This window comes from Bradyrhizobium sp. FW305-F6 (assembly GCF_058782905.1).
This window is the reverse complement of sequence record NZ_JBYSYD010000008.1, coordinates 180631-198573: the sequence shown is the minus strand read 5'-3', so window position 1 is coordinate 198573 and position 17943 is coordinate 180631. Positions and strand designations below refer to the sequence as shown.

Here is a 17943-nt window from a genome sequence, read left to right as displayed (position 1 = left end):
AAGATCAGGCAATATAGGGAGGCGGGATCGAATGGTCATGGGCGCGGGTGACGTCGTCCCCACTCTCCCACTGTCATTCCGGGGCGATGCGAAGCATCGAACCCGGAATCTCGAGATTCCGGGTTCGCGCTTGCGCGCGCCCCGGAATGACAGGGTTTACGCCACGCTCTCCAGGAACGCCTCTTCGGCCGCATGCACCGCATCGGGCGTGCCGACATGCATCCAGACGCCGTCGAGGCGGAGGCCGAACAGCCGCTCCTGCCCGCCCGCACGGTCGAACATCTTCGTCAGCGAGAATTCGCCTTTGGGCGCATCGGCGAAGATCGCGGGCGACATGATCGCCGCGCCGGCATAGACGAAGGGAACGACCTCTTTTTCCTTGCGCTTGCGCAAGGCGCCGTCGGACAGCATGCCGTAATCGCCGCGGCCGCTATAGCCGATGCTGGTCGCGGTCGGCGCCATCAGGAGCAGGATGTCCATGCGCGCGGGGTCGAAATTCTCCGCGAGCCGCGTCAGGTTCGAGCGCACGCCGTCGATCCACAGCGTATCGGAATTGACGTGGAAGAAGGGGCCGTCGCCGAGCAGCGGCAGTGCCTTGACCACGCCGCCGCCGGTGCCGAGCACCTGGTCGCGTTCGTCCGAGATGGTCACGCGCGGGAGCTGGCGCGATGCGACGTGATCGATGATCTGGTCCGGCAGGTAATGCACGTTGACCACGGCTTCGGTCACGCCCGCCTGACCGAGCTTGTCGAGCACGTGGTCGAGCAACGGCCGGCCCGCCACCGGCACCATCGGCTTCGGCATCTTGTCCGTCAGGGGGCGCATGCGCAGGCCAAACCCTGCGGCAAGCACCATGGCTTTGGTCGGTTTGACGGGCATCCTTTGCTTTCTCAGATCTCTCGCATTCGCAGCAAATCCTAGCACGGGACTTGATCAGCTGCACCGCACCTCAACCGCCTTAACCACCCGCCGTGACGGTTGTGCGACGGGCGTTGCCGTCACGTCCCAACGGCTGTGGAACGCGCCTTTTTCTTCTTCTCGCCGACCTTGAGGAAATTGACGCCGATCTGGTCGCCATTGACCCAGGCCAGTTCGCAGCGCCGATACGCCAGCCCGGTCGACGACAGCAGGAGAAAAAATTCCTTCAGGTGGAGGCCTTCCACCGAGCCGTCGATGGTCAGCTTGGCGCCGGTATCGGAGACGTCCTCCATGGTGCATTCGCGCCGCCAAGTGCCGTCGATGCCCATCATCTGGGCCGGAACGCCGCGTTCGAAAACAACCCGGTTGTTGACGCGCTGATCCGCTTTCGCCGCCATCTGCCCTTGCTCCAGCCCCGTCATGATCCGGCTGCTTTGCCCTGAGAATACCGACATCTTGGCTAACAGCCGGTAAATCGGGCCCCGATCAGGCTCGAGGGGGCGGGACGTTGGCGAGATACCACTCGCGCAACACCGCAAGCGCCGGATGCGCCAGCGAGCGCTGGAGATAGGTCCAGATCCGCGGCTGGTGACGGAGGTAATGCGGCTTGCCGTCGCGGCGGTTGAGGCGGGCGAAGGTGCCGAGCAGGCGTGTGTTCCGCTGCGCCGACATGATCGCGTAGCTCTCGGCGAAACCGGCCGCATCGAAACTCGGATCGCTTGCGCGGCGCGTCTTGATGTAGCGCGACAGCAGCGCCAGCTCGATGTTCTCGGGCACGTCGATGCGGGCGTCCTGGAGCAGCGAGACGACGTCGTAGGATTGCGGTCCGAGCACGGTGTCCTGGAAGTCGATCACGCCGACGCGTTTGATGGCGTCGCGGTCAGCGAGCCAGATCAAGTTCGGCGAGTGATAATCGCGGATCACCCACGTCTTCGGCCCGGCCAACGGCTTTTTCAGCAACTCGCGCCACAGGGCGAAGAACTCTGCGTTCTTCTCATCGCTCAGCGGTGCGTTGCGATCGGGCAGATACCATTCCGGCATCAACCCGATCTCGATCAGGAGCGCCTCGGTGTCGAAGTCGGGAATGGTGTAGGTCTGATCGGGCAGTTGCAGCGTCCGCGGCAACGTTCTTCTGTGCAGCACGGCCAGCACGTCGGTCGCAGCTTCGTAACGTTCGACGATCGGGCGCGGCGGCTCACCTTCGATCACGCCTTCGCTGCCGAAATCCTCCGAGATCAGGAAGCCGTGGTCGAGATCGTAATGGTGGATCGCGGGCGCCGATATCCCTACCACACGCAAGCCTTCGTCCATGGCAACAAAAGGCCTGATGTTCTCGGCCAGATGCACCGCGGCGCTGTAGGATTTTCCGTTGTACAGCGCTGCACCATCAGGCCGCTGCGGAAAGTTCATGAGGATGACGATCTCGTCCTCGCGCAGCAGCCGCGCGTAGGAGCGGGTGGAGGCATCGCCGGCCATGCGCTTGCGCGTCGCATCGATATAGCCGGAGGTATCGAGGAATTCGCGCAACGCCTGCAGCCGCGCAACGATGGCGGCGGCCTTGCCGTAGCCGGTGATGTCGGCGGCGCGCGCATTCGAGCCCAGCGCGGGGCGATGCGTCAGCGCGATGTCGATGCGGTCTTGCGGCATCGCTGAGGGCGCCCGCTCCGGCCACTCGATCAGCGCCAGCGTTGCGTCCGGAAGCGGCGACAGACCGATCTCCTCCAGCTCGCTCTCGTCCTCGACGCGGTAGAGATCGGCATGCATGACCGGGAAAGGCGGCAGCTCATAGTTCTGCACCAGCGTGAAGGTGGGGCTGGGCACCTCCAGCGCCTCGTCCGCTGCGAGATAACGGATCATCGCGCGGGCGGCCGCAGTCTTGCCGGCTCCGAGATCGCCGCTGAGCGTGATGACATCGCCGGGACCGACCAGCAGCGCGAGATCGGCCATCAATTGCGCAGTCGCGGTCTCGTTGTGGAGCGCGACGGAGAATGTGGTCGGCGCGCTCATTCGGCGGCGTCGCGATGCGCCGCCTGGTCGGTCGGGAAATCGCAGATCACGACCGTGCCCCGGCCGACGACCGAATCCACCCGCACCTTGCCGCCATGCAGCTCGACGAAGGAGCGCACCAGCGACAGGCCGAGCCCGGCGCCGCGGTGACGCGAGCCCTGCGAGCGGCTTTCGAACCAGTTGAACACCTTGTCCTTCATGTCGGCAGGTATTCCAGGTCCGGAATCTGTCACGGTGAAGACCACGCTGCGCTCGGTGCGGCGCGCGCTGATCCCGACGGTGGAATCCTGTGGAGAAAACCCGACGGCGTTGGCGAGGAGGTTATAGAGCACCTGCACCACGCGCTTCTCGTCGCCGATGAAGCTGCCGACGTCGGGCGCGATCTCGATCTTGAGGCGGATGCGGTCGGTGGCGAGCCGGTCCTGGATCCCCTCGGCGGCGAGCTCGATGGCCTTGCTGACGTCGACCTGCCCGAGTTCCAGCTTCATCGCGCCGGCGTCGATGGTCGCGAGATCCAGGATGTTGTTGGTGAGCGCGAGCAGCGCGTTGGTCGATTTGGTGACGTAATCGAGATATTCGGCCTGCTTCGGTGTCAGCGGCCCGGTCGAGGGATCGCTGAGGAAATGCGCAAAGCCGATGATGGTGGTGAGCGGTGAGCGCAACTCGTAGGAGACGTGGTGGACGAAATCCACCTTCATCTGATCGGCAGCTTCCAGCGCCTCGTTGCGCTCGCGCAGCGCGCGTTCGACATTCTCGGTGTCGGTGATGTCCTGGAACGTCAGCATGGTGGCGCCGTCGGGCAGCGGCCGGATCATGCCGTCGAGCACGCTGCCGTCCCTGCGCTCCAGCTTCAGCGGCACGTCGGCGCGGTTCTCGATCGAGGTGATGGCCTCGCGGATCTGGCGCCAGACCACGGGATCGTCGAACAGCTGGTGGCACCAGCCTTCGACCGTCTGGATGTGCGGTGCGTCGCGCATGGCGTCGCTCGACAGCTTCCACATCCGGACGAAGGCCGGATTGAACAGCTGCGCCTTGCCGTTGCTGCCAAACACGGCGACGCCCTCGGCGAGGCTGTCCAGCGTCTCGCGCTGAACCCGGATCAGGCCATCGAAGCGGCGGGCGAGGTCGAGGCTTTCGGTGACGTCGTCGAACAGATAGGTGACGCCCCCTTCCGGGTTCGGCGTGGTGACGACCGAGAGCGCGCGCCCGTCAGGCAGGAACCAGGTGTCCTTGGCAGTCTCGACGGCGCGATAGGCTTCGTGCAGCTTGGCCTTCCAGGCGCGGAAATCCGGCTGCTCCGGCAGCTTGCGCCCGGCGCGGAGCTGATCGAGCACGCTGGAATCGTCGGGATTGGCGTCGAGGAAGGTGCGGTCGAGGTCCCACAGCCGCCGATAGGAATCGTTGTAGAAGGCGAGGCGGCGCTGGCCGTCGAACACGGCAACGCCGGAGGAGAGCTGGTCGAGCGTGCGGCGGTGCGCCTCCGCCATCCGCACCAGCGCCGAGCTCAGCGCAGCCGCCTCGCTGGCATCGATCGCGATGCCGACGCTGCCGCGGCCGACATTGACGGCGCGCACGTCGTAGATGCGGCGTTCGCCGCCGATCACGATTGGCAGCCGCGATGTGAAATCGGCGGCGTCCTTCAACCCCCGCTCCATCGCGGTGCGGTCGGCGCTGTCGAGCAGTTCGAGCTGGCGCTCCTGAACATCGGCGACACTGGTCGCCTCGGTGGCGCGCACATAAGCCGGGTTGGCGTAGGCGAGCGCGCCGTTCTCGCCCTTGGCCCAGATCGGCCAGGGGGCGGCGGCGGCAAAGCCGCGCAGCATCTCGGTCTCGTCGGAGAGCGTCTTGTAGCGCAGATGGGTCTCGGCCAGATCGCGCCGCAGTCCGGAGAGCTCGCGAATGCGGACAATCGCCTGGCCGCCGATGGCGCGGCCCATGGCTTCAAGCGTATGGCCATGCGCCGTGGTCAGGGTCAGCTGGAAGCCGTCGCCGCGGTCGCGCAGCGCATCGACCGCGCGGTCCATTTGCAGCGCCGGTTCCGGCGGCAGCCAGGTTCCGAACGCCAGCACGCGCTGCGGCGAGGAGTCGCGCGGCATCACCATCGATATGTCGCCAGAAATCTGCGCGCGGTTGTCGCCGGCCGGCCAGGAGATCAGGATTTGCGGCTCGGCAAACAGCAGCGCGCCGAGGCGGTCGGCCTGGAGCTGCAGTTCCCTGATGCGGGCGCGCAGCCGCGCCTCGTTCCTGACCGTGCGCACGCGCGTACGCATCAGCAGGATCGCAGCCACCACCGAGAAGCCTAGCAGGGCCAGCGCGGTGGCAAGCACCGCGAGTTCCTGCCGGTTGAAATCCAGCATGGTGGAGAGGGTGTCGATGAGATCGGCAGCCTCAGCCGGCGCAGCCGGCAGCAGCGCTGTGAGAGCGCCTCCCACCAAGCCGTTGCGCGCCAGCGATGTGCACGACAGCAGCGTCCGACGCATCGACACGATCACGCCTGACATAGTTGCCCCAAGACGCGGAATTCAGGACCGCACGAATCTGCGCGCGGCGACCCCCGTCGCGCGCGAATCAAAAGACAATACCCTCACCGTGACTCCGCCGGTAAGAGTCCAGATCGTGAACGCGAAGGCGGCCCCACAAAAATGGCCGGCGCCGGGTTCCGGCTTACGTGCTTCCTCGAGTGATTCGGCTGGGATTACCGTGTGTTAGCGGCAATGGAGTCGACCTAAGCCCATTCCGCCCCGGATGATGCTGCGGCGCTCCCGAGAGCTGCGCCCGTCGAGGATGGTTGAATACGAAGCGTAATCAAAAAGGCCCCGGCTTGCGCCGGGGCCTTGATGCGGCGAAACGGAGGTTTCGCTTACTTGCTGTCGCGGTTCTTGAGCGCGGTGCCCAGGATGTCGCCGAGCGTCGCCCCCGAATCGGAGGAGCCGTATTGCGCGATGGCTTCCTTCTCCTCGGCGACTTCGAGCGCCTTGATCGACACCTGGACCTTGCGGGCCTTCTTGTCGAACTGGATCACGCGGGCATCGACCTTCTCGCCGACGGCGAAGCGTTCGGCACGCTGGTCGTTGCGGTCACGCGCGAGCTCGGAGCGCTTGATGAAGGTCGAGAAGTCGGTACCGGCGATCTTCACCTCGATACCGCTCTCCTTCACTTCGAGCACTTCGCAGGTCACGACCGCGCCCTTCTTGACATCGCCCGGCTCGGCGAAGGGGTCGCCTTCGAGCTGCTTGATGCCGAGCGAGATGCGCTCCTTCTCGACGTCCACATCGAGCACCACGGCCTTCACCATGTCGCCCTTCTTGTAGTTGTCGATCACCTGCTCGCCCGGAAGCTTCCAGTCGAGGTCGGAGAGATGGACCATGCCGTCGACATCGCCCTCGAGACCCAGGAACAGGCCGAACTCGGTCTTGTTCTTGACCTCGCCCTCGACCACCGAACCGGTCGGGTGACCTTCGACGAAGACCTCCCAGGGGTTGCGCATGGTCTGCTTGAGGCCGAGCGAGATGCGGCGCTTGACGGAGTCGACTTCCAGCACCTGCACGTCGACTTCCTGCGAGGTCGACACGATCTTGCCGGGGTGCATGTTCTTCTTGGTCCACGACATCTCGGAGACGTGGATCAGGCCTTCGATGCCCGGCTCGAGCTCGACGAACGCACCGTAGTCGGTGATGTTGGTGACGCGGCCGGTGAAGCGGGCACCCAGCGGGTACTTGGCTTCGATGCCCTGCCACGGATCGTCCAAGAGCTGCTTCATGCCCAGCGAGATGCGGTGCGTCTCGTGGTTAATCTTGATGATCTTGACCTTCACGGTCTGGCCGATCGAAAGCACCTCGGTCGGGTGGTTGACGCGGCGCCACGCGATGTCGGTGACGTGCAAGAGACCGTCGATGCCGCCGAGGTCGACGAACGCACCGTAATCGGTGATGTTCTTGACCACGCCGTCGATGACCTGCCCCTCTTCGAGGTTCTGCACCAGCTCTTGGCGCTGCTCGGCGCGGGTCTCTTCGAGAACCGTGCGGCGGGACACCACGATGTTGCCGCGGCGGCGGTCCATCTTCAGGATCTGGAACGCCTGCGAGTTGTTCATCAGCGGGGCGACGTCGCGGATCGGACGGATGTCGACCTGCGAGCGCGGCAGGAACGCCACGGCACCGTCGAGGTCGACGGTGAAGCCGCCCTTGACCTGGTTGAAGATGACGCCGTTGACCTTCTCGTTGTTCTGGAAGGCCTTCTCGAGCTTGCCCCAGCTTTCTTCGCGGCGCGCCTTGTCGCGCGACAGCACGGCCTCGCCGAGGGCGTTCTCGATGCGATCGAGGAACACTTCCACCTCGTCGCCGACCTTGAGGTCGCTCTCACGGCCCGGGCCGGAAAATTCACGCAGGGCCACGCGGCCCTCGGTCTTCAGGCCGACGTCGATGACGGCCATGTCCTTTTCAATTGCAACAACCTTGCCCTTGATGACGGAGCTTTCCTGCAGGTTGCCGCCCGCGAAGGACTCGTCGAGCATCGCAGCGAAATCGTCGCGCGACGGGCTATAGGTATCAGCAGAAGTCGAAGCCATTTGTTCTCCAGTTGCGGATGTCTTGCCGGCCGTTGGGTTTCATGGGCGCATCGCACGCGCAGTGTCGGAAGGTCCGCAAAACCTTCGAGCGACCGCTCGCTGCTCGGCCAGAAGACCCGAAACAGCGGTAGCGGGCCGGCAGGGCCCGCGCGTTCGATACGTGGAAATCTTGTGTCCGGAGCCTGATCGCGCCGGTCCTCAAACGAAGAACCGGGAGTATCGACCTCAAAGAGCGGGAGCGGGCACTTCCTCCAATGACGGCGGCGGCTTAACCCCGCGACCGGCCCGCTCGGACAGCCTCGATAATGTCGATGGCGGCCCGGACGCCGCCTTCTATATCCAGTTGGGAGTTATCTAGCAAGTAAGCATCCGGGGCCGGCTTTAAAGGCGCAATCGGCCGGTTCTGGTCGCGTTCGTCGCGCTGGATGATGTCGGCGAGCACGGCCGCCTCGTCCGCCTCCTCGCCCCTCGCCCTCGCCTCCATGGTCCTGCGGCGGGCGCGAACCTTGGCATCTGCGACGACGAAGATCTTCACGTCCGCATCGGGGCAGATCACGGTTCCAATATCCCGGCCATCCAGCACCGCGCCAGGCGGATCGGCCGCGAATTGCCGCTGGAAGTTGACCAGGGCCTCGCGGACCCTGGGTATCGCCGAGACGATCGAGGCACCCTCGCCGGCCTTCTGGGTCTTCAACGCGGGATTGCCGAACTTTTCGGGGTCGAGTTCCAATGCGGCCTGTACCGCGGCCGCCTCGTCGCGGAGATCGTGCCCTGATTGCATCAGGGCATAGGCCACCGCGCGGTAGATCACGCCGGTATCGAGGTGGCGATAGCCATAATAGTGGGCAAGGCGCTTGCCGAGCGTCCCCTTGCCCGAGGCCGCGGGCCCGTCGATGGCGATGATCATGAAAACTCGGCCCCTAGCGAGCGCATCATCGGAATGAAATCCGGGAAGCTGGTGGCGATGAATGCGGTGTCGTCGACGGTCACGGGCTGGTCGGACGCGCAACCCATCACGAGCGCCGACATCGCGATGCGATGATCCATATGAGTGGCGACCGTGCCGCCGCCCGGGACGTGGCCGCGGCCCTCGACGATCAGGTCGTCGCCGGAGACCCCGACCTTGACGCCGTTGACGCGCAGCATGGCGGCGGTGGCCTCGAGCCGATCGGATTCCTTGACGCGCAGCTCCTGCAGGCCACGCATGATCGTTGTGCCTTCGGCGAAGGCGGCCGCCACGGCCAGCACCAGATATTCGTCGATCATCGACGGTGCGCGCTCCGGCGGCACCTCGACGCCGCGCAGCTTCGAGGCGCGCACGCGCAAGCGCGCCATCGGCTCGCCAGCATCGCCGCGCAATTCGCTCTCCTCGATCGAAGCGCCCATCTGGCGTAGCGTGGTGAACAGGCCGGTCCGCAGCGGATTGGTCATGACGTCGGACAGCACGACGTCGGAGCCCTCGACGATCAGCGCCGCAACGACCGGGAAGGCCGCCGACGAGGGATCGGCGGGCACCACGACATCGGCGCCATGCAGCTCGGGCTGGCCGACCAGCGTGATGCGGCGGCCGTGCTGGCCTTCCTGGACCGAGGCGATGTCGGCGCCGAAATGCTTGAGCATCAGCTCGGTGTGATCGCGGCTGGCCTCGGTCTCGATCACTGTGGTGGTGCCGGGTGCGGCGAGGCCCGCCAGCAGCACGGCCGACTTGATCTGGGCCGAGGCGACCGGGGTCTTGTAGGTGATCGGCAGCGGGTCGCGGGCGCCCTGAAGGGTCAGCGGCAGGCGGCCGCCCTCGCCCCCGGCGCTGACTTTGGCGCCCATCTTTTCCAAGGGATCGAGGATCCGGCGCATGGGACGGCTGCGTAGGGAGGCATCGCCGTCGAACACTGCCGAAATGGGACAGCCGGCGACGGCGCCCATGACCAGCCGGCAGCCGGTACCGGAGTTGCCGAAATCCAGCGGCGCCTTGGGCTGGGCGAACCCGCCAACCCCGACGCCGTTCACCCTCCAGGCAAAATCACCTGTGCGCTCGACTTTGGCGCCCAGGGCCTGCATGGATTTGGCGGTGTTGAGGACGTCCTCGCCTTCCAAGAGGCCCGAAATCCGGGTCTCGCCGACCGCGAGCGCGCCCAGGATCAGAGCGCGGTGAGAGATCGACTTGTCCCCGGGCACCCGTACTTTCCCGGTCAGGGGACCGCTGGCGCGAGACTGCAGCGGTCTCGGTTGGTCGGAATGGGTCAAGATTGTGTCCTTGGATAGGCCCTGCGGGCCGGGGCGCACGTACCACATGGTCGGTGTCCCGTCACGGGCATGTCGTTCTCCCGTAATGCGCTATTGACAGCGGGCCGCCAACTAGCCAAGTGAAGCACCGCTTTTCAGACATTCCCAGGATTCCTGCCGTGGCCAAGTCCGAACTCGGAACCAAACGCATTTGCCCGACCACGGGCAAGAAGTTCTATGACCTCAACAAGAATCCGGTGATCTCGCCCTATACCGGCGAAGTGGTGCCGATCGCCCCGGTGGCGCCCGCTCGCGTCCCCCGCGGCGCCGAAGCCCGGCACGCAGCGACAGCAGATGCCGCGCCGGAGCCCGCGGAGGCCGAAGAATTGGTCTCGCTCGAGGAGGCCGATGCCGAAGAGAACACCGGTAAGGTCAAGGCCGTGGTGCCCGAATCGGAAGACGATATCGAGGTCGACGAGACCCTCGATGACGATGACGACGACGATTCGACCTTCATTCCCGATGAGGAAGAGGGGGATGAGGACGTGACCGACATCATTGGTGATGTCGGAGGCGATGAAGAGACTTGAGATCAGCCCTGATCTGTGAAAAAGGGTGCACCGCGCGAGTCATCAGGCTCGCCGGTCCGGGGTGATCGACCAGACTCACCCGGTTAAGGACTACGGGGCCATAGCTCAGCTGGGAGAGCGCTTGCATGGCATGCAAGAGGTCGGCGGTTCGATCCCGCCTGGCTCCACCACGCTTCGCCCTTCGGGCTGCGCGTGGCGCAGCCACGTCGGAGCCTGAAGGACGAAGCGTGGTGTCCGGCGTAGCCCGCAGGGCGAAGACGGACTGGTGAGAGGATCTCGCACAGCGACTGCCCAGACGCGAGCCGTCAATGTGGTACGTCTACATTCTTCGCAGTATCGACTTTCCTGATCAGGACTACGTCGGCGCCACAGAGGATTTGAAGCGGCGCATTCCGGAACACAATGCCGGCAAGTCCAGTCACACCGCCAAATTCAAGCCGTGGAAGTTGGTCTGGTATTGCGCCTTCCCCGACAAACATAAGGCACTCGCATTCGAGGCCTACCTGAAGTCGCACTCGGGCCGCGCCTTCTCGAAGAAGCGGCTCTGCTAACCTCCCCTACTCCCCGATCACCGCATTCAGCCGGTCCCTCAGCGCCACGATCTCGTCCTTCATCGCCACCAGCTGCGCGACCGAGCAATCCGATGCCGCCAGGATCGATGGCGGCACGCTGCGTGCCTTGTCCTTCAGCGCATGGCCCTGCGCCGTCAACGCGATCAGCACCTGACGCTCGTCCTCGCGCGAGCGGGTGCGCTTGACGAGATGGGCGGCCTCGAGCCGCTTGAGCAGCGGGGTCAGCGTGCCCGAATCCAGAAACAGCTTCTCGCCGATCTCCTTCACCGGCACGTCGTCGCGCTCCCACAGCACCAGCATGACCAGATATTGCGGATAGGTCAGGCCGAGCCGGTCGAGCAGCGGCTTGTAGACGCGGTTGAAGGCATGCGCGGCCGAATAAACCGCGAAGCAGATCTGGTTGTCGAGGCGAAGCGGGTCCACCGCCGTTGATTTCCGGGCCATGGGTCATCTTTCAGGGTTCGCCCCATTGTGGGACCGAGCGGCCCGACATTCAATTGCGAACAATTAAATGTGAGGCAGCACGATTTAGATTGCACACAATCTAATTGCCTGCGATAAAGATTGCACCCACCCCGAGACACAGGGAGACCACAATGTCCGTGAACGTCCTTTACAAGACCAGCGCAAAAGCCACCGGCGGCCGCGACGGCCATGCAGCAACCCTCGACGGCGCGCTCGACGTCAAGCTGACCACGCCGAAGGAGCTCGGCGGCGGTGGCGGCGCCGGCAACAATCCCGAGCAGCTGTTCGCGGCGGGCTATGCCGCCTGCTTCATCGGCGCCATGAAGTTCGTGGCCTCGCAGGGCGGCCCGAAGGTGCCCGCTGATGCCTCCGTCACCTCGACGGTCGGCATCGGTCCGCGCTCGGAAGGCGGCTTCGGTCTCGACATCGATCTTGCCGTCTCGCTGCCGGGCCTTGCCCGCGCGGAAGCCGAGGCGCTGGTCGAGAAGGCGCACCAGGTGTGCCCCTATTCCAACGCCACCCGCGGCAATGTGGACGTACGCCTGACGGTCGTCTGACCGGGACGGCGGGGCCGGCCCGGGATACCCCCTCGGGCCGGCCGCTTCCGCGATTTGCCATGCGGCGGGAGGGGCCGCGCGGCGGCGCATACGGCCCCACGCGCGGCGCCATTGCTGGCGCAAACAAACCTCGCTAGGCCTGTGATCCGATGATGATCGACACAGGGGAAGCGACGGCATGACTGAAGCAGCAACGGGCGCAATGAGCGGACTGCGCGTCATCGATCTCACGCGCGTGCTCGGCGGACCCTACTGCACCCAGATCCTCGCCGACCACGGCGCCGACGTGATCAAGGTCGAGCCGCCCGCGGGCGACGAGGTGCGCGAATGGGGCCCTCCGTTCCACGAGGAGGACGCGGCCTATTTCGTCGGCATCAACCGCAACAAGCGCTCGATCGGCCTCGACCTCGCCTCCGAGGGCGGGCGCGTCGTGCTGCTGAAGATGCTGGAGACCGCCGACGTCCTGATCGAGAATTTCAAGCCGGGCACGCTGGAAAAATGGGGCATCGGCAACGACGTCCTCAGCAAGAAATATCCGCGCCTCGTGCATTGCCGGATCTGCGGCTTCGGCGCCGACGGCCCGCGCGGCGGCAATCCCGGCTATGACGCCATCATCCAGGCCATGACCGGCATGATCGCGGCGACCGGCTCGCCCGAGAGCGGGCCAATGCGGATCGGCGTGCCCCTGGTCGACATCACCACCGGGCTCTATGCGGCGATCGGCATCCTGATGGCACTGTCGGAGCGGCAGCGCTCGGGCAAAGGCCAGTTCCTGGAGACAACGCTTTACGAGACCGGCCTTGCGATCATGCATCCGCACACCGCGAACTATTTCATGCATGGCAAGCCGCCTGGTCTCACCGGCAACGAGCACCCGAACCTCGTGCCCTACGCGATCTTCCCGACGAAAACCGACAACATCTTCATCGGCGTCGGCAATGACGGCACCTTCCGCAAGCTGGCGAAGGAGATCGGCAAGCCCGAGCTCGGCTCCGATCCGCGCTTCGCCCGCAACAAGGACCGCATCGCCAATCGCGAAGCGCTGCGCGCCGAGCTTGCCGCGGTGTTCAGCCAGCACGAAGCCGAGCCGCTGTGCAACCGCCTGCTCGCCGCCGGTCTGCCCGCGGGTCCCGTGCAGAAGATCGACCAGGCGTTGACGAACCCGCACACGCTCGCCCGCGGCGATATTATCGAGAAGGACTGGTACAAGGGCGTGGCGTCGCCGATCCGGCTCGAGCGCTCAAAGCCGAGCCTGCGCCGCGTGCCGCCGAAATTCAGCCAGCACGCGGCCGAGGTGCTGGGCGAGTTCGGCTACTCCAAGGCCGAGATCGACGCGATGGTCGAGAAGGGCACGGTCTGCGGCCCCGAGCGGAAACGCTGAAACGCAATCGGACGTGATTGAGCAGCTAGCGCAGGTGCGCTCCCTCCCCCGCTTGCGGGGGAGGGTTGGGGAGAGGGTGTCTCCGCATTGGGACAATCCCCCAGAGGAGAGAGCCCTCACCCGCGCCTACGGCGCGACCTTCCCGCAAGCGGGAGAGGTTTCTGAGCCCGCGGCTAATTACTCCACATCAACCGATGCCGCACTGCGGCGCGCCCGCGCACGCATGTGCAGCGCGAACGCATGCGGCTGACCGTTCCGTCTTCGCCCTATTTGACGACTTCCCATTGGCAGCGCTTGCCGCTTTCGTTTCTCCCGCTTACACAGTCATGTGAACGTCATATGGCGCTGCTAGCGCAAGCGCTTCTTTAGTGACGGCCAAGGGAGGTTTTCTTGATGGCTCTTCGACATTTTGGCGCGGCGGCAGCTGTCGCACTCACGGTTGGTCTCGGCGCCTCGCCGGCGCTGGCCGTGACCGAAATCCAGTGGTGGCACGCGATGACGGGCGCCAACAACGACGTCATCGTCAAGCTCGCCAACGACTTCAACGGCTCCCAGAGCGACTACAAGGTGGTCCCGACCTACAAGGGCAACTACGCCGACACGATGAACGCCGGCATCGCCGCGTTCCGCGCCGGCAACGCCCCGCACATCATGCAGGTGTTCGAGGTCGGCACCGCCACCATGATGGCCGCGACCGGCGCCGTGAAGCCGGTCTACAAGCTGATGGCCGAGACCGGCGAGAAGTTCGATCCGAAGGCCTATCTGCCCGCGATCACCGGCTACTACTCGACCTCGAAGGGCGAGATGCTGTCCTTCCCCTTCAATTCGTCGTCGACGGTGATGTGGGTCAATCTCGACGCGCTGAAGAAAGCCAATGTCGAGATCCCGAAGACCTGGCCGGAAGTGTTCGACGCCGCCAAGAAGCTGAAGGCGGCCGGCCACGCCACCTGCGGCTTCTCCAACTCCTGGGTCACCTGGGTCAATCTGGAGCAGCTGTCGGCCTGGCACAACGTGCCGCTGTCGACCAAGGCCAACGGTCTCGACGGTTTCGACACCGTGCTGTCCTTCAACGGCCCGCTCCAGGTCAAGCATCTCGAAAACCTGGTCGAGCTCCAGAAGGACAAGACCTACGACTATGCCGGCCGCACCAACACCGGCGAAGGCCGCTTCACCTCGGGCGAATGCCCGCTCTACCTGACCTCGTCCGCGTTCTTCGGCAACGTCAAGGCGCAGGCCAAGTTCGCCTTCACCGCGGTGCCGATGCCTTATTATCCGGACGTCAAGGGCGCGCCGCAAAACTCGATCATCGGCGGCGCCTCGCTCTGGATCATGGGCGGCAAGTCGGCCGACGAGTACAAGGGCGTGGCGAAGTTCCTGACCTTCCTCTCCGATACCGATCGGCAGGTCTTCATCCACAAATCGTCGGGCTATCTGCCGATCACCAAGGCGGCCTATGACAAGGCCAAGGCAGAAGGCTTCTACAAGGACCAGCCCTATCTCGAGACCCCGCTGCTCGAGCTGACCAACAAGGAGCCGACCGAGAATTCGCGCGGCCTGCGCCTCGGCAACATGGTGCAGCTCCGCGACGTCTGGGCGGAAGAGATCGAGCAGGCGCTGGCCGGCAAGAAGACCGCCAAGCAGGCGCTGGACGCGGCCGTCGAGCGCGGCAACACCATGCTGCGGCAGTTCGAAAAGACCGCCGTGAAGTAAAGCGACAAGCGGCAGGCCGGTCGCCCGGCCTGCCGCGTTGGGGCATCATGCAGAAGCAAGCCATTTTTCAGTCGAAGCTGTTGCCCTATGCGCTGGTTGCGCCGCAACTCGCGATCGTCCTGATATTCTTCTACTGGCCGGCCTTGCAGGCGATGATCCAGTCGTTCCTGCTGCAGGACGCCTTCGGCCTGTCGACCACGTTCGTCTGGTTCGAGAACTATATCGACCTGTTCAAGGACCCCGCCTATTTCGAGGCGATCCTGCGCACCTTCTTCTTCTCGTTTGCGATCGCGGTGTCGTCGCTGTCGTTCGCGCTGCTGCTCGCCGTGATGGCGGACAAGCCGCTGCGCGGCTCGATGCTCTACCGCACGCTGCTGATCTGGCCCTATGCGGTGGCGCCGCCGGTCGTCGGCGTGCTCTGGATCTTCATGTTGCATCCCTCGCTCGGCGTGCTCTCGCGCTATCTGCGCGCCCTCGGCGTCGACTGGAATCCGCTGCTCGACGGCAACCAGGCCGCGACCCTGATCATCCTCGCCGCCGCCTGGAAGCAGATCTCCTACAACTTCCTGTTCTTCCTCGCCGGCCTGCAGAGCATCCCCAGGAGCGTGATCGAGGCGGCTGCGATCGACGGCGCGCGTCCGATGCGGCGGTTCTGGACCGTGATCTTCCCGCTGCTGTCGCCGACCATCTTCTTCCTGCTGGTCGTCAACATCGTCTACGCCTTCTTCGACACGTTCGGCATCATCGACACCATGACCCGCGGCGGTCCGGGCAAGTCGACGGAGACGCTGGTCTACAAGGTCTATACCGACGGCCTGCTCGGCGGGAACCTCGGCAGCTCCGCGGCGCAATCGGTGATCCTGATGGTCATGGTGATCGTGCTGACGGGCATCCAGTTCCGCTTCGTCGAACGCAAGGTGACCTACTGATGGTCGAGGAAGAAGGCTTTCGGCGCTACGTCGCCCACATCATCCTCTGGATCGGGATCGCGATCGTCGCCTTCCCGGTCTACCTCGCCTTCGTGGCGTCGACGCAGGACAATGCGGTGATCGCCAACGGGCAGATGTCGCTGCTGCCCGGCGGCCATTTCTTCGAGACCTACTACCAGACCATCTTCGTCGGCACGAGCGGTTCGACCCGCGAGCCGGTCGGCAACATGATGCTGAACTCGCTGGTGATGGCGCTCCTGATCGCAGTCGGCAAGATCGCGATCTCGATCATCTCGGCCTATGCGATCGTGTATTTCCGCTTTCCGTTCCGGATGGCACTGTTCTGGCTGATCTTCATCACGCTGATGCTGCCGGTCGAGGTCCGCATCTATCCGACTTACAAGATCGTCGCCGACCTGCACATGCTCGACAGCTATGCCGGCCTCTCGCTGCCGCTGATCGCCTCGGCCACCGCGACGCTGCTGTTCCGCCAGTTCTTCATGACCGTGCCGGACGAGCTCCTGGAAGCCTCCCGCATCGACGGCGCCGGCCCCTTCCGCTTCTTCTGGGATACGCTGCTGCCGCTGTCGCGCACCAACATGGCGGCGCTGTTCGTGATCCTGTTCATCCTCGGCTGGAATCAATATCTCTGGCCGCTCCTGATCACCACGCGCGACGATATGCAGACCATCCAGATCGGCATCCGCAAGATGATCACCACCACCGACGCGCTGACCGAATGGCCGATCGTGATGGCGACCGCCGTGCTTGCGATGCTGCCGCCGGTGCTCGTCGTCGTCGCCATGCAGAAGCTGTTCGTGCGCGGACTGGTCGAGACCGAGAAGTAATCAAGTGAGTTTTCATGGCTAACGTCACCCTGCGCAACGTCCGCAAGACTTATCCCGGCGGCTTCGAGGCCATCAAGGGCGTCGACGTCGATGTCGGCGACGGACAGTTCTGCGTGCTGGTCGGCCCCTCCGGCTGCGGCAAGTCCACGCTGCTGCGCATGGTCGCAGGCCTGGAGACGGTCACCGGCGGCGAGATCGACATCGGCGGCCGCGTGGTCAACGGCGTAGAGCCCGCCGACCGCGACATCGCGATGGTGTTCCAGAACTACGCGCTCTATCCGCATATGAGCGTCTACAACAACATGGCCTATGGCCTGCGCAACCGCGGCATGGCGGAAGCCGAGATCAGGACCCGCGTCGACGAAGCCGCGCGCATCCTCGAGCTCACGTCGATGCTGGAGCGCAAGCCGCGCCAGCTCTCCGGCGGCCAGCGCCAGCGTGTCGCCATGGGCCGCGCCATCGTGCGCCAGCCCAAGGTGTTCCTGTTCGACGAGCCGCTGTCCAACCTCGATGCGAAACTGCGCATCGCGATGCGGGTCGAGATCCGCAAATTGCAGCGCCGCCTCAACACGACGTCGATCTACGTCACCCACGACCAGCTGGAGGCGATGACGCTCGCCGACATCCTCGTCGTGATGAATGGCGGCCAGGTCGAGCAGGTCGGCAATCCGCTGGCGATCTACGAGAAGCCGGCGACGACCTTCGTCGCCTCCTTCATCGGCGCGCCGCCGATGAACCTGATGTCGACGCGCCCCGAGGAGATCCGCTCGCAGCTCGCCGGCAGCGCCGCGGCCGACGCCGGCATCCTCGGCATCCGCCCGGAAGACTTCGTCATCACCGACCAGACGCCGGAGGGCGGCGTCGCCTTGCCGCTCACCGTGGAAGCGATCGAGCGCGTCGGCGCCGAAACCTTCGTCTACGGCTCCCGCGAGCAGGAGGAGCAGCGCGTCGCCGCCACGCCCGGCGAGCTGCCGCCCGGGGAGATCATCGTCCGCATTCCCGGAACCGACGCCCCCGCGATCGGCACGAGGATCCGCGTCGCGGCGGTGCGCGCCAAGCTGCATCTGTTCAGCGCCGACGGGCGGACGCGGCTCGAGGCCTGAGGGGTTCCGAGGGGCAGCAAACAAAGTCGCGAAAACAACCCCATGCACAGTAGAAGGGGCTCTGTTTTCATTAGAG

Annotated in this window: 16 protein-coding genes and 1 tRNA gene; 9 read left to right on the top strand and 8 right to left on the bottom strand. The window is 65.0% G+C overall.

The features are described from left to right. Positions 1-156 precede the first annotated feature (156 nt). The 7 genes from AC3WLX_RS33720 to aroA all read right to left on the bottom strand — a co-directional run bounded on the left by AC3WLX_RS33720 (position 157) and on the right by aroA (position 9733). Positions 157-879 carry a nucleotidyltransferase family protein gene (locus tag AC3WLX_RS33720; protein WP_492339186.1) on the bottom strand — a complete coding sequence of 241 codons (723 nt, stop codon included), beginning with the start codon at positions 877-879 and terminating at the stop codon, positions 157-159. Between the two features lie 119 nt (positions 880-998). Next, positions 999-1316, bottom strand: a complete 318-nt coding sequence (locus AC3WLX_RS33715) for a PilZ domain-containing protein (RefSeq protein ID WP_291619267.1) — start codon at positions 1314-1316, stop codon at positions 999-1001. A gap of 88 nt (positions 1317-1404) precedes the next feature. After that, positions 1405-2925, bottom strand: a complete 1521-nt coding sequence (tsaE, locus tag AC3WLX_RS33710; RefSeq protein WP_492339185.1) for a tRNA (adenosine(37)-N6)-threonylcarbamoyltransferase complex ATPase subunit type 1 TsaE — start codon at positions 2923-2925, stop codon at positions 1405-1407. Then, on the bottom strand, positions 2922-5426 hold the full coding sequence (locus tag AC3WLX_RS33705; protein ID WP_492339184.1) for a sensor histidine kinase: 2505 nt from the start codon (positions 5424-5426) through the stop codon (positions 2922-2924). The genes tsaE and AC3WLX_RS33705 overlap by 4 nt, the downstream gene beginning before the upstream one ends. 359 nt (positions 5427-5785) lie before the next feature. After that, complete coding sequence (gene rpsA / locus AC3WLX_RS33700) at positions 5786-7492, bottom strand: 30S ribosomal protein S1 (RefSeq protein ID WP_492339183.1); 1707 nt, start codon at positions 7490-7492, stop codon at positions 5786-5788. A gap of 268 nt (positions 7493-7760) precedes the next feature. Continuing rightward, a complete protein-coding gene (gene cmk, locus AC3WLX_RS33695; RefSeq protein ID WP_492339182.1) occupies positions 7761-8399 on the bottom strand; it encodes a (d)CMP kinase in 639 nt (212 codons plus the stop codon). Next, positions 8396-9733: a 3-phosphoshikimate 1-carboxyvinyltransferase gene (gene aroA, locus AC3WLX_RS33690; RefSeq protein ID WP_492339181.1), complete on the bottom strand. Its 1338-nt coding sequence runs from the start codon at positions 9731-9733 to the stop codon at positions 8396-8398. The genes cmk and aroA overlap by 4 nt, the downstream gene beginning before the upstream one ends. A 158-nt stretch (positions 9734-9891) precedes the next feature. Here aroA and AC3WLX_RS33685 point away from each other — a divergent pair, with 158 nt between their 5' ends. The 3 genes from AC3WLX_RS33685 (at position 9892) to AC3WLX_RS33675 (ending at position 10853) form a co-directional block, all read left to right on the top strand. Continuing rightward, positions 9892-10302, top strand: coding sequence for a TIGR02300 family protein (locus AC3WLX_RS33685; protein ID WP_291619253.1), 411 nt, complete (start codon positions 9892-9894; stop codon positions 10300-10302). A 94-nt stretch (positions 10303-10396) separates the two neighbouring features. Next, positions 10397-10472, top strand: a tRNA-Ala gene (locus tag AC3WLX_RS33680). Between the two features lie 138 nt (positions 10473-10610). Beyond that, on the top strand, positions 10611-10853 hold the full coding sequence (locus AC3WLX_RS33675; RefSeq protein WP_492339180.1) for a GIY-YIG nuclease family protein: 243 nt from the start codon (positions 10611-10613) through the stop codon (positions 10851-10853). Positions 10854-10859: 6 nt separating this feature from the next. On the opposite strand, the gene AC3WLX_RS33670 is transcribed toward AC3WLX_RS33675, so the two are convergent. Next, positions 10860-11318: a MarR family winged helix-turn-helix transcriptional regulator gene (locus AC3WLX_RS33670; protein WP_291619251.1), complete on the bottom strand. Its 459-nt coding sequence runs from the start codon at positions 11316-11318 to the stop codon at positions 10860-10862. 152 nt (positions 11319-11470) lie between these two features. Here AC3WLX_RS33670 and AC3WLX_RS33665 point away from each other — a divergent pair, with 152 nt between their 5' ends. The 6 genes from AC3WLX_RS33665 (at position 11471) to AC3WLX_RS33640 (ending at position 17867) form a co-directional block, all read left to right on the top strand. After that, complete coding sequence (locus AC3WLX_RS33665) at positions 11471-11896, top strand: organic hydroperoxide resistance protein (RefSeq protein WP_061023501.1); 426 nt, start codon at positions 11471-11473, stop codon at positions 11894-11896. Positions 11897-12074: 178 nt separating this feature from the next. Next, positions 12075-13277, top strand: a complete 1203-nt coding sequence (locus AC3WLX_RS33660; protein ID WP_492339179.1) for a CaiB/BaiF CoA transferase family protein — start codon at positions 12075-12077, stop codon at positions 13275-13277. A 393-nt stretch (positions 13278-13670) separates the two neighbouring features. Further along, positions 13671-14987 carry a sn-glycerol-3-phosphate ABC transporter substrate-binding protein UgpB gene (gene ugpB / locus AC3WLX_RS33655; protein ID WP_492339178.1) on the top strand — a complete coding sequence of 439 codons (1317 nt, stop codon included), beginning with the start codon at positions 13671-13673 and terminating at the stop codon, positions 14985-14987. A gap of 47 nt (positions 14988-15034) precedes the next feature. Then, positions 15035-15916 (top strand): sn-glycerol-3-phosphate ABC transporter permease UgpA, encoded by an 882-nt coding sequence (ugpA, locus tag AC3WLX_RS33650; RefSeq protein WP_492339177.1) that lies wholly within the window; start codon positions 15035-15037, stop codon positions 15914-15916. Beyond that, complete coding sequence (ugpE, locus tag AC3WLX_RS33645) at positions 15916-16764, top strand: sn-glycerol-3-phosphate ABC transporter permease UgpE (RefSeq protein ID WP_291619237.1); 849 nt, start codon at positions 15916-15918, stop codon at positions 16762-16764. The genes ugpA and ugpE overlap by 1 nt, the downstream gene beginning before the upstream one ends. Positions 16765-16778: 14 nt before the next feature. Further along, positions 16779-17867 (top strand): sn-glycerol-3-phosphate import ATP-binding protein UgpC, encoded by a 1089-nt coding sequence (locus AC3WLX_RS33640; protein ID WP_492339176.1) that lies wholly within the window; start codon positions 16779-16781, stop codon positions 17865-17867. The last annotated feature ends 76 nt before the right edge of the window (positions 17868-17943 follow it).

Bases quoted from the DNA above. Each gene is read 5' to 3' on its own strand.
- AC3WLX_RS33720 (WP_492339186.1), bottom strand. From the start codon at position 879: ATGCCCGTCAAACCGACCAAAGCCATGGTGCTTGCCGCAGGGTTTGGC.
- AC3WLX_RS33715 (WP_291619267.1), bottom strand. From the start codon at position 1,316: ATGGCGGCGAAAGCGGATCAGCGCGTCAACAACCGGGTTGTTTTCGAA.
- tsaE (WP_492339185.1), bottom strand. From the start codon at position 2,925: ATGAGCGCGCCGACCACATTCTCCGTCGCGCTCCACAACGAGACCGCG.
- AC3WLX_RS33705 (WP_492339184.1), bottom strand. From the start codon at position 5,426: ATGTCAGGCGTGATCGTGTCGATGCGTCGGACGCTGCTGTCGTGCACA.
- rpsA (WP_492339183.1), bottom strand. From the start codon at position 7,492: ATGGCTTCGACTTCTGCTGATACCTATAGCCCGTCGCGCGACGATTTC.
- cmk (WP_492339182.1), bottom strand. From the start codon at position 8,399: ATGATCATCGCCATCGACGGGCCCGCGGCCTCGGGCAAGGGGACGCTC.
- AC3WLX_RS33675 (WP_492339180.1), top strand. From the start codon at position 10,611: ATGTGGTACGTCTACATTCTTCGCAGTATCGACTTTCCTGATCAGGAC.
- AC3WLX_RS33670 (WP_291619251.1), bottom strand. From the start codon at position 11,318: ATGGCCCGGAAATCAACGGCGGTGGACCCGCTTCGCCTCGACAACCAG.
- AC3WLX_RS33665 (WP_061023501.1), top strand. From the start codon at position 11,471: ATGTCCGTGAACGTCCTTTACAAGACCAGCGCAAAAGCCACCGGCGGC.
- AC3WLX_RS33660 (WP_492339179.1), top strand. From the start codon at position 12,075: ATGACTGAAGCAGCAACGGGCGCAATGAGCGGACTGCGCGTCATCGAT.
- ugpB (WP_492339178.1), top strand. From the start codon at position 13,671: ATGGCTCTTCGACATTTTGGCGCGGCGGCAGCTGTCGCACTCACGGTT.
- ugpA (WP_492339177.1), top strand. From the start codon at position 15,035: ATGCAGAAGCAAGCCATTTTTCAGTCGAAGCTGTTGCCCTATGCGCTG.
- ugpE (WP_291619237.1), top strand. From the start codon at position 15,916: ATGGTCGAGGAAGAAGGCTTTCGGCGCTACGTCGCCCACATCATCCTC.
- AC3WLX_RS33640 (WP_492339176.1), top strand. From the start codon at position 16,779: ATGGCTAACGTCACCCTGCGCAACGTCCGCAAGACTTATCCCGGCGGC.